The organism is Actinophytocola sp. (assembly GCF_049647105.1).
Classification (GTDB): domain Bacteria; phylum Actinomycetota; class Actinomycetes; order Mycobacteriales; family Pseudonocardiaceae; genus Actinophytocola.
Map to the genome: position 1 here is coordinate 16,530 of NZ_JBARWZ010000024.1, position 10,791 is coordinate 27,320.

The 10,791-nt window shown below is 71.8% G+C and carries 9 protein-coding genes; 2 read left to right on the forward strand and 7 right to left on the reverse strand.

All coding sequences use genetic code 11. The features are described 5' to 3' along the window. Positions 1-18: 18 nt before the first annotated feature. Complete coding sequence (locus WBA97_RS03530; protein WP_424229202.1) at positions 19-1,584, forward strand: class I adenylate-forming enzyme family protein; 1,566 nt, start codon at positions 19-21, stop codon at positions 1,582-1,584. Then, positions 1,581-3,980, forward strand: coding sequence for a LuxR C-terminal-related transcriptional regulator (locus WBA97_RS03535; protein WP_424229203.1), 2,400 nt, complete (start codon positions 1,581-1,583; stop codon positions 3,978-3,980). Before WBA97_RS03530 ends, WBA97_RS03535 begins: the two co-directional genes overlap by 4 nt. Here WBA97_RS03535 and WBA97_RS03540 read toward each other — a convergent pair. From WBA97_RS03540 to WBA97_RS03570, 7 genes are all read right to left on the reverse strand, one after another. After that, positions 3,952-5,136, reverse strand: coding sequence for an acyl-CoA dehydrogenase family protein (locus tag WBA97_RS03540; protein WP_424229204.1), 1,185 nt, complete (start codon positions 5,134-5,136; stop codon positions 3,952-3,954). The genes WBA97_RS03535 and WBA97_RS03540 overlap by 29 nt on opposite strands. A gap of 19 nt (positions 5,137-5,155) precedes the next feature. After that, positions 5,156-6,196: a zinc-binding dehydrogenase gene (locus WBA97_RS03545; protein ID WP_424229211.1), complete on the reverse strand. Its 1,041-nt coding sequence runs from the start codon at positions 6,194-6,196 to the stop codon at positions 5,156-5,158. 185 nt (positions 6,197-6,381) lie between these two features. Next, complete coding sequence (locus WBA97_RS03550; protein WP_424229205.1) at positions 6,382-6,921, reverse strand: ATP-binding protein; 540 nt, start codon at positions 6,919-6,921, stop codon at positions 6,382-6,384. A 231-nt stretch (positions 6,922-7,152) separates the two neighbouring features. Next, positions 7,153-7,785: a response regulator transcription factor gene (locus WBA97_RS03555; protein ID WP_424229206.1), complete on the reverse strand. Its 633-nt coding sequence runs from the start codon at positions 7,783-7,785 to the stop codon at positions 7,153-7,155. A gap of 15 nt (positions 7,786-7,800) precedes the next feature. Continuing rightward, entirely contained in the window at positions 7,801-8,373 is a 573-nt protein-coding gene (locus WBA97_RS03560) for a sortase domain-bontaining protein (protein ID WP_424229207.1), read from the reverse strand. Beyond that, a complete protein-coding gene (locus WBA97_RS03565) occupies positions 8,370-8,885 on the reverse strand; it encodes a hypothetical protein (protein WP_424229208.1) in 516 nt (171 codons plus the stop codon). Before WBA97_RS03565 ends, WBA97_RS03560 begins: the two co-directional genes overlap by 4 nt. An 81-nt stretch (positions 8,886-8,966) precedes the next feature. Further along, entirely contained in the window at positions 8,967-10,406 is a 1,440-nt protein-coding gene (locus WBA97_RS03570; RefSeq protein ID WP_424229209.1) for a sigma-70 family RNA polymerase sigma factor, read from the reverse strand. Between the last annotated feature and the right edge of the window lie 385 nt (positions 10,407-10,791).

A 10,791-nucleotide genomic window follows, 5' to 3' on the forward strand; every position in this document is an offset into this window, starting at 1 on the left:
GACTTCGAGGAGGCACCGATGCCGGTTCGGACGGACGTGAGTTGGCCACCCGGACTACCGGGATCGCTCGTATATCCCGAAGTCCCGGCAGGTGCGATCCTCGCTGGCTCGGCGCGCCGCTTCGGCGACCGGGTCGCGTTCGCCCGCGGCGGCGAGTCGCTGACCTATCGCGAGCTGGGTGAGCGGGCCGCGCAGGCCGCGAACGGGCTGATCAGCCGTGGCGTGCGGCCCGGCGACCGGGTGGCGCTGCGGATGCCGAACTGCCTGGAGTACCCCGTCGCCTACTTCGGCACGCTGCTCGCGGGCGCGGTGTTCGTGCCGGTCAACCCGCTGCTGCCGGAACCCGCCGCCGCCAAACAGATCGCGGACGCCGGTGCCGGGCTGACGCTGACCGCCGAGGACGTGCCCGGGCTGTGCGCCGGGCAGCCGGGTACGCCACCGGTCGTGGACGTCGACGTCTACGACCACCTCGCGCACCTCGCGTACACCGGTGGCACGACCGGCGAGTCGAAGGGCGTGCGGCTCCCGCACCGCAACGTCGTGGTGAACACGCTGCAGTACGCGTGCTGGATGTCCGGCTCGCTGCCCGCGCTCGACGCGGAGGGCGGGGTGGTGCTCGACCAGATCGGCCCGATCGAGGAGTACCCGACGCGGCTCGGCACGTCGGTCGCGATCAACCTGACGCCGTGGTTCCACGCGATGGGCACCATCGCGGGGCTCAACGCCTTGCTGCTGCTGGGTTTCACCTGCGTCCTGCACGACCGGCTGGACCCGGGCGCCTACCTCGCGGACGCGGAGCGGCTGCGGATCACCTCCATCGGCGGCGCGCCCGCGTTGTTCGCGGCGCTGCTGAACCACCCGGCGATCGCGACGGCCGACCTGACGTCCGTGCGGACGATCTCGTCCGGTGCCGCGCCGATGCCCCTTGAGATGATCAACCGGATGCGTGCGCTCGCGCCGGAGGCCGTGGTGACCGAGGGCTACGGCCTGACCGAGGTCACCATGGGCGCCGTGCTGGGGCCGGTGCACCGGTCGGGGGTCAGGAAGGTGGGCACGGTCGGCGTGCCGATCTTCGACACGCAGGTGCGGATCCTCGACTCGTCCGGCGCCGAGATGCCCGTCGGTGAACGTGGCGAGGTGTGCATCAAGGGCCCGCAGGTGATGGACGGCTACCACAACCGGCCCGACGCGACGGCCGAGGTGATCAAGGACGGCTGGCTGCACACCGGCGACGTCGGCGTGTTCGACGAGGACGGCTATCTGTCCATTGTCGACCGTATGAAGGACATGCTGCTGTACAAGGGCTACAACGTGTACCCGCGTGAGCTGGAGGAGATCCTGGCCGCCCAGCCTGGGGTGCTCGCGGCGGCCGTGGTCGGCAAGCCCGACGTGGCGGTCGGTGAGCTGCCGGTCGCGTTCGTGGTCCCCTCTGCGACGTCGGTGACCGCCGAGTCGCTGATGTCCGCGGTGAACGACCAGGTGGTCGCGTACAAGAGGCTGCGGGACGTGGTGTTCGTCGACCAGATCCCGGTGTCGGCGGCGGGGAAGGTGCTCAAACGCGAGCTGCGCGGCCGGTTGTCGTGACCGCCTACCCGCTGCTTGGCAGGGATGCCGTTCTCGGCGGGCTGCGGTCGGTGGTCGGCGGCGCGGTACTGGTGCGCGGCGCGGAAGGGCTCGGCAAGTCGGCGCTGCTGACCGCGTTGCGTGCGGCACCTGGTGTTCGTGTCGTCGGGGTACACGGTCTGCGCGCGGAACACGCTCTCCCGCTGGCGGGTCTGCAACGCATGTTCCGCACACACGTGGCCGACGGCACGGCCGCCCACCGCCTGCTGACCACGATGTCCATGCCGACGCTGTGCTGGGTGGACGACGCGCAGTGGCTCGACGAGGAGTCCCTCGTGGCACTCGCGTTCGCCGCCCGCAGGCTCGCCGGGCACCCGGTCGGCTTGGTGCTGGCGTCCAGGACGGCGTCTGAGCTGTTCGAGTCGGTGGAGCTGACACCGCTGACCGACGACGCGGCGGCCGCGTTGCTGCGTGACCGCGGCGTGCCGGCGGGGGTGCGCCCGCAGCTGGTGGAGCTGGGTGGTGGCAACCCGGCGGACCTGGTGGCGCTCGCGTCGTCGCTGACCCCGGCGCAGGCGGCGGGCCGGGAGCCGGTGTCGCCGGTCCTGGTGTCGCGGCTGTCCCGGTACGCGGCCCGGCTGGCGGCACTGTCCGAGACCGACCGCATCCGGTTGCTGGCCGACGCGGCGGAGGCACCCGCCGACATGAGCAAGGCGACCCGCTCGACGTGGTACGCGGCGGCGTCGCTCGCGGACCGCAGGGCGGCGCACGCGCACCTGGCCTCCAGGTTGGAGGGGCCGGACCGGATCTGGCACCGCGCGATGGCGGCCGCCACTCAGTCGGCGGTGCTGGCGGACGAGCTGGCCGTGGCCACCGCCCCCGATCACGCGACGGCGGCCCGTCAGCTGGAACGTGCCGCGGCACTGACGGCCGACCCCGCGGTGCGGGCGAGCAGGTTGCTGGCCGCGGTCGACGCCGCGTGGCAGGCCGGCAGGCCGGGGTGGGCCCGGTTGCTGCTGTCGCGAGTGGACTCCCGGCCCGGTGAGGTCGCCCTGCTGCACGGCGAGATCGAGCTGCGCGACGGCGACCCGGCCGTCGCCACCCACGAGCTGACCACCGCGGCGGCACTGCTGCCCGACCCGGCGCCCGCGTTGTTGCTGGCGGGTGAGGCACGCAGGCTGGGTGGCGACCTCCGCGGCTACCACCGGCTCGCCCGCGACGTGTCCACCGAGGACGGTCTGGTCGCCGCGCACTTCCACGGTTTCACCACGATGTTCGCCGGACAGCACGGCGACGCGGCCGACTCGCTCGACGAGACCGTGCGCCACGGCATGGCCGCCACCGACGTGGCGGGCGCCGTCTGGGCCGCAGAGGCCGCGTTCGCGCGGGGCAACGCCGAGCAGGCCCACGAGTGCGCGGCCGCCGCGGTCGGCAGGGCCCGGCTCGGGAAGAGGCACGCGGAACTGCCCTGGGCGCTGGTCTTCTTCTCCCTGTCCGCCATCGCGCTGGACCGGATCCCGTGCGCGAAGGCCGCCTCCCGGGACGGGCTGCACGCACCCCACAACCTGCGCATGGAACACCTCACGCTCCTCGGGCTCGCCGCCGCCCTCCTCGGGGACCCGGCTCCCGAGCTCGACGAAGCTGCCGACGGCATCGCCGAACGCGGGCTGGGCAGGCCGGCCGCCGTCGCGGCATGGGCGCACGCCTGCCTCGACCTCGCCGAGGACCGGCCGGACGACGCACTCGGCAGGCTCGAGGACCTCGCCGCGGGCGTGGCGGGGGACCAGCCCGCCATCCGCGTCCTTGCCACGCCCCAGCTCGTCGAGGCGGCCGTCCTCGTCGGGCGGCCCGACCGGGCAAGGCGAGCGCTCGGACTCTTCGACGACTGGACCCGCGCGAGCGGCAGCCCGTCCTGGCGGGCGCTGTCCCACCGTTGCCACGCACTGACCACATCGGACACCCACGAGGCGGAACATCACTTCCGGCGGGCGATCGACAGCCACCGCCGCGCGGGCAGCGGCATGGAGCTGGCGCGGACCCAGCTCGCCTACGCCACCCTCCTTCGCCGCCACCGGCGGACCCGCGACGCACGCGACCAGTTCCGCGATGCCCTGCGGGGCTTCGAGAACGTGGGTGCGGCCCGGTACACCGAGCGGGCCCGCACCGGGCTTCGGGCCACCGGCGAGACCGTCGCCGCGCCGAACCAGACGATCGCCGGGCTCACGCCGCAGCAGGCGACGATCACCCGGCTCGTCGCGGCGGGCGAGACCAACAAGGAGATCGCGCGGCGGCTGGTGATCAGCCACCGCACCGTGGACCACCACCTTCGCAACATCTTCACCACGCTCGGGGTGCGGTCGCGGGTCGAGCTGGCGCGGCGGGTCGTGGTCAGCGAACGAACGCGCTCAACCCCGTGACCGCACGGCCGACGATGAGCTGGTTGATCTCCCGCGTGCCCTCGTAGGAGTACAGCGCCTCCGCGTCGGCCATGTAGCGCGCAACGTCGTTCTCCAGGAGAATTCCGTTGCCGCCCAGCACTTCCCGCGCGAGCGCCACCGTCTCGCGCATCCGCGTCGACACCACCGACTTCGCGAGCGCCGCGTGCTCGTCCTTGTTGATGCCGCGGTCCTGCAGTCCCGCAAGGCCGACGACCATCGCGAGCGACGACGTCACGTTGCCGAGCATCGTCGCCAGGTGGTCCTGCACCAGCTGGAACCCCGCGATCGGCCTGCCGAACTGCACCCGCTCGCCCGCGTACCGCAGCGCAGCCTCGTAGGCGCCCATCATGCAGCCGACCGCACCCCAGGCGACCCCGCCCCGGGTCTGGCGCAGCACGTCGCTCGTGTCGCGGAACGAGTTCGCCCGCGCCAGCCGGTTCTCCTCCTGCACCACACAGTCGGTGAGCGTGATGTCCGCGTTCTGCACCGTCCGCAGCGCGACCTTGCCCTCGATCTTCGTCGCCGTGAAGCCGGGGGTGCCCTTCTCCACGACGAAACCCTTGACCTGGCCGTCGTCCTCGTCGCGGGCCCAGACGATGACGAGGTCGGCGAACGTGGCGTTGCCGATCCACCGCTTCGCGCCGTCGAGCACCCAGGCGTCGCCGTCGCGGCGGGCCGTTGTCTCCAGGCCACCGGCCACGTCGGACCCGCCGTGCGGCTCGGTCAGCGCGAACGCGCCGATCTTCTCCATGCGTGCCATGGCGGGCAGCCACCGCTCCCGCTGCTCCGGTGAGCCGCAGCGGTTGACGCTGCCCATCGCGAGTCCGGTGTGGACACCGTAGAACGTGTTCATGGACGGGTCGACGCGGCCGATCTCCAGCGCGATGAACCCGGTCAGCAGGCGGGTGCCGCGGTGCGCGGACATCCCGTCGTACATCAGGCCCGCGGTGTCCAGTGCGCGGAAGCCGTCGATGACCTGGAACGGGAACTCGGCGCGCGACCAGTACTCGGTGGCGATCGGCGCGATCTCGGCGTTCAGGAACTCCCGTACCCGCGTGACGATCTCGCGTTCCTGTCCGGACAGTTGCTCCTCGAAGCCGAAGAAGTCGCCGGTGAGCGTGGAGAAGTCCGTCATGTCACTCCGCAAGCTCCGTTCATGGCACGAGGATCAGCCGGATGGGGTCGCCGAGCTTGTCGGTGAGTGCCTGCACGGCGGCGGGTGCCTCGGCGAGCGGCAGGGTGCCGCTGATCGAGCGGGACAGGTCGAGCCGCCCGTAGCGGGTCAGGTCGACGAGCCGTTCCACGTCACCGGGCTTGGAGCCGTAGTGGCCGATCACCCGCAGGCCGCGGACGCTCAGCGCGATGCTGTTCTTCACGGTCAGCGGCTCGGGGGTGAGCCCGACGAGCACCAGCCGTCCGTTCCTGCCGAGGGCCTTCAGCGCCTGCGAGCGCACCGCGCCGACCCCGGCCATGTCGTAGGCGACGTCGAGCCCCTGCCCGCCGGTGGCCGCGAGCACCCGGTCGGCGAACTCGGGGTCGGCCGGGTCGAGCGCGAAGTCCGCGCCGAAGGCCAGTGCCCTGTCCCGTGCCGACTCGAGTGGGTCGACCGCGACGATCGGCGCCGCGCCGAGCAACCGCAGCAGCTGCACCGCGTGCGCGCCGAGGCCGCCGACACCCCACACCCCGGCGGGACGGCCGGGTTCCGCGCGTCCGGTGCCCGCGACCGCACCCCATGGCGTGGACACCGCGTCGGGCACGATCGCCGCCTGCTCGAAGGGAAGTGAGTCGGGGATCGCGACGAGCGTGTGGTGGCTCGCGAGCGCGTACTCGGCCCAGCCGCCGTCGTAGTCCACGCCCCGGGTGCGCACGGCAAGGCACGGTTCGCGGAACCGGGTGCACTGTGGACACACACCGCACCGCTCACCGGCCGCGAGCGTGACCCGCGCCCCCGGCCGCCACTGCTCCGGCACGTCCTGGCCGACGACGTCGATCTCGCCGGCGACCTCGTGCCCCAGCGTCACTTCCTGCTCGGTGAGGAAGGCGGGCCGCAGGCTGCCGTCGATGAGGTGCACGTCCGAAAGGCACACCCCGGCGGCGCGGACCCGAATCCGCACCTCGCCGGGTCCCGGCTCGGGGACCGGCACCTGCTTCATCTCGAACGTTCCGGCACTCGGGTTCAGCCGCCCGGCAAGCATCGTCACAAGCCCACACTAGTGCGCCCACCACCCGCCCACCCCGCGTGTTCAACCAGCACAACGCGTGTGTTCAACGCGCACAACCGCCGAGTTCGACGAACACGACGCCGTCCGGTTGAACTCGGTGGTCGTGCCGGTTGGACACGCGGGTCTTGCGGGCTGGGCTCGCCGGCTGGGCTCGCGGGTCAGATGCGCATCGGCGGGTCGCCGTGGTCGCGGCGCAGGCCGTTCAGGATGCGTTCCATGACGTCGGGGGACAGGTCGTCGGCGGACTTGATCTCCGCGGGCGGGGGTGCGGCGGCCGCCGCCGCGCGGGTGGTGCCGCGGCGGGGCAGCGGGACGACCGTGGCGTCCATGCCCTTCGGCAGCGGGACCTCACACCACAGGAGCTGCTTGCCCGTCGACAGGAGCTGCACGCCGCTGTTCGGGCCAGCGAGGGATCTGGGCACGGTCAGGGCCGGGATGGCGCGGTCGTCCTCGATCTCGACCGCCAGCGCGTTGCCGGACAGGCGCAGCCGGAAGAGCAGCATGGTCGGTGTCGAGGTGGGCTTCGCGTCCCCCACGACCGCTCTGACCAGTGCCTCCGCGGCGCGCCAGACGTCGGGCACCATCGACTTCACCCGCCACTCCGTGAGCGTGAACCGCACGAAGAGGTCGGCGCAGTTCACGGCACTCGGCAGCGCGACGAGCTTCAGGTCGTCCACCTGGACCGTCTGATCGCGCACGGATTCCTTCACATCCCAATCTCGGGAGACCCGGTGATCTTGCCGCGTAACCCCACGTGGAGCAATGCCACGCAGGCAGCAGATTACTGCCATCGTGCAACACACTCACACTGGAGTGCCGACTTGTTACCCCTCGGTATCCACTGCACCGTGCTGACCTGCGCATAAGGGTGACGAGAGAGGGTGCACGCGGCTTCGTCACACCGACAGTGACCACAATGAACACTCGCGTCAGATGAGCCCTTCCTTCAGCGCGTACGCCACGGCATGCGCCCGGTTCTTCAGCTGGAACCGGTTCGTCACGTCGTGGATGATGCTCTTCACGGTCCGTTGCGAGTAGCACAGCTTCTCGGCGATCTCCTGCGTCGACAGCCCGGACGCCACCAGCCGCAGCACCTCGCCCTCCCGGTTCGTGATGCCGGCGAGCTGCAGCCCGCGCGGCTCCAGCACGTGCCGCTGCAGTCGCGACACCCGGTTCAGCAGCCGTCCCAGCAGGTCCGGCGGCAGCGCGCCCTCCCCGGCCGCCGCGGCCTTCACCAACCGCACCAACACCTCCGGCGTCGCCTCCGCGCGGCGCGCGACCGCGCACACGCCCGCCTCGATCGCGGTCAGGATCTCGGTCTCGGCCATTTCGCCGGACACCAGGACGATCCGGGTGAAACCGCGGCCCTGCAGCATCCGCAGGGCCTGCGCCGTGTGCTCGTCGAACCGGTCGGCGGCGACGAGCGCGACGGTCGTCGCCGGGTCCGCGTCGTCACCGGCGAGCCAGACCTCCTGGCGGGTGCGCAGTGCCGCGGACACCCCGTTCTGCAGGATCGGGTCGGTCGCACGGACCAGGACCTGGGTGCGGGTTGTTGCCATCATTGTTGTCTCCCCACATCAGCCGAGCTGGTCGGCATAGACGATGACGTTGTCGAGGTAGCTGCGTGCGGCCCGGTCGAACGCGCCGCCGCAGGTGATGAGCCGAAGTACCGGCGCGGTCGCGCCGTTCCAGATCCGATCGGCAGGCAGCGCCGTCTTGGCGGCCTGCTCCTTGCCGGTGACGACGAACGTCACCGCGCTGGTGCGGTAGTGGACGACGACCTCGTCGCCCACCGCGAGGTCCCGCAGCCGGAAGAACACGTCCGGCCCGTTCGCCTTCGAGTCCACGTGCGCCACGAGCACCGAGGGCCCCGGCTCGCCGGGTCGCGGGCCCGGCGAGTACCACGCGGCGAGCCCGAAGTCCGGCGTCTGCATCCCGCCGTCCGCCTTGAGCCCGACCGGCACCAGCGCCGCGTCGACGCCGATCGCCGGGATCGTGACCCGCAGCGGGTCGCCGGGGTCGGCGGGCGCCGGGACGGTGGGCCGAGGGTCGGTCTCCGCCGCCGACACGTCCCGCAGCCGCGCGCCTGCCAGCGCGGCGACCGAGGCGACCGCGATCACCGCGGCCACCACCCAACCCACGACCTTCATGACGGCCGCCGTTCGCTCCGCTGGATCACCAGCCACGCGGCGGTCGCCGCGAGTCCCAGCAGCGCGAGCGCGGGAAGCGCGAGCAGCCACCAGCTCACCGGGTCCGAGGGCCCTGAGCCGGTGTCGATGCGGTTCGGGGTCGGCACGCCCGACGGCGGGGTCTTCGGCCGCTCCGCGGGCGGCCGCACCGTCGTGGTGGTGACCGGCGGCTCACTGGTCTCCGGCGGTTCGGTCGGGTCGTCGGTCACGGTCGGGTTCGCGATGTCCGTCGGGCCGGTGGGGATGGTCGGGTCGATGGTGGCCGTCGGGTTCGCGATGTCGGTGGGCAGCTCGTCCATCGTCGGCAGCGTGAGGTCGCAGAGGCGCTTGACCTCGCACGGCTCCGGCTCCGGCGGATCGGTCGGCGCCACGATTTCCGTCGGACCCGCGAACGTCGGGGTCGCGGCCGCCACCCCCGCACCGGACAGCAGCGTGCCTAGCAGGATCGTCGTTGTCAGCATTGCCTTCTTCATCGGGTTCCTCCTGGTTGACGGTGTCGCCAGGTAGGAGTCGCGGCCCGGGGAAGGTCTTACAACTTTTCCGGAGAACTTTTTCTAACCGATGATGATCGGGCAGTCCGAGACGGAGATCTTGCCGTTTCTTGGGGCACTGGTGTTTCCGGCGGCATCGGCCACGGTCACCGACCAGGCGACGGTGCCCCGGAGCGTGAACGGGCCGATGGTGGCGGAGAACGTGCCGCCGCTCCCGGACATGGCCTGACTGCCGCCGGGGGACTCGCCCGGGCCGGTCCAAGTCACCCTCGCCGATGAGACGCCGACATTGTCGGCGGCGCTCACGGTGATGGTGCTCGTGTAGGGCGGCTGACACTCGGTGGTGTTGATTCGTGGCAGATCGGCGTCCGCACTGTCGATCACCGGCGGCTGCGTGTCACGCGGCGGTGGTGGCGGGGGCTGAACCACGTTCGTCGTGGTGGTCGTGGTCGTCGTGGTGGTGCGCCGTGTGGTGGTTGTGGTGGTCGGCGGCAGCGATGAGGTGGTCGTCGGCGCCGGGGTGGTGGTCGTGGTCCGGTCCCCGGTGGTGGACGTGGCGGGGATGGTGTTCTCGAGCGCCAGCGGCTCGCCGTCGATGGGTTCCCCGCTGCGCCAGTAGACGACCGCCGAACCGGCGGCGAGCAACGCAAGCACCGCGACCCCGGCGGCGACCACCCGGCCGCGCCGGGACTTCGATGGCGTCGCGGCCGGTGTCACCAGGCTCCGGTCCGAAGACGCCAGCCGCACCTCGGCCATCACGCGGTCCTTGAGGAACAGCGGCGCGGGCAGCAGCGGCACCCCGGCGAGCAGCGCCAGCGGGCTGACCGCCACCCGCCGCCGCTCGGAGCAGACCTCGCAGGCGTCGACGTGGCGGGCGACGCGTTTGCGCATCAGCGGGGAGAAGCGGCCGTCCCAGTCCGCGAGGAGCGTGTCGAGCTCCGTGCAGTCCGCGCGGCCGAGGCGGGCGATGAGCAGCGCGCCCAGTGACCGTTCGACCTGGTCACGCAGCCGGGTGAGCAGCACGTACGCGTGGTTGGTGCTGACACCCATGGCCTCGCCGAGCTCGGCGCCGTCCAGGCCATGGCGCAGGTGCAGGTCGAGCAGCGCGCGGTCGCGTTCGGACAGCCCGGCGGCCGCGGACCACACGAGGTCCCGCAACGCGTGCTGTTCCGCCGCGCGGTGCGGCCCCGGGTCGGTGTCCGCCATGTCCTCCACCTCGTCGAGCACGACGCGGCCGCGGACACGGACCCTGCGTAACGCCACACTGCGTGCGATGGCGTACAGCCAGGGGCGGAGCCGCTCCGGGTCGTTCAGCTGTGCGAGGCGTTCGACGGCGAGGACGAAAGTGTCCTGGACGGCGTCCGCGGCCTCGTCACGGTCGCGGAGCACGGACCAGCAGAAGTCGTGCAACCGGTCGGCGTAGCGGTCGTAGACCGCGGCGAACGCCTCCCGGTCGCCCGCGAGCACACCAGCCACCAGCTCGGTGTCAGTGCGTTCACTCACGGATGACCTCCGGGGTCCGGACATTACGACGTGCATCGACAAGGAGCCCCCGAAGCGAGGAAACCTTACGACTTTCTCCCCATGTGGCCGTACCGCCATCCGTCGCACCACAAGCTGCCCGAAAGGGCGGGGTGCGTGCCCGATCCCGGGGATTCTCACTCGGCTCGTGGCGCGGTAGTGTGATTCGATGTCCGCTCGACCTTGGGAGGTGAGACCCATCAACGCTGTTGCAGGCTGGGTGCTCTCACCTCGTACGGCCTAGTGCCCCGTCAAGGCGAAGAGGGCACGTTTCTCCACGGCCCAGGCGGCCGCTGGCGGCGTTGCGGGAAAGCCCAAGTACAACCCGGTACGAGCGGCTTTCCCGCGCCTTGCCAGCGACCACCTG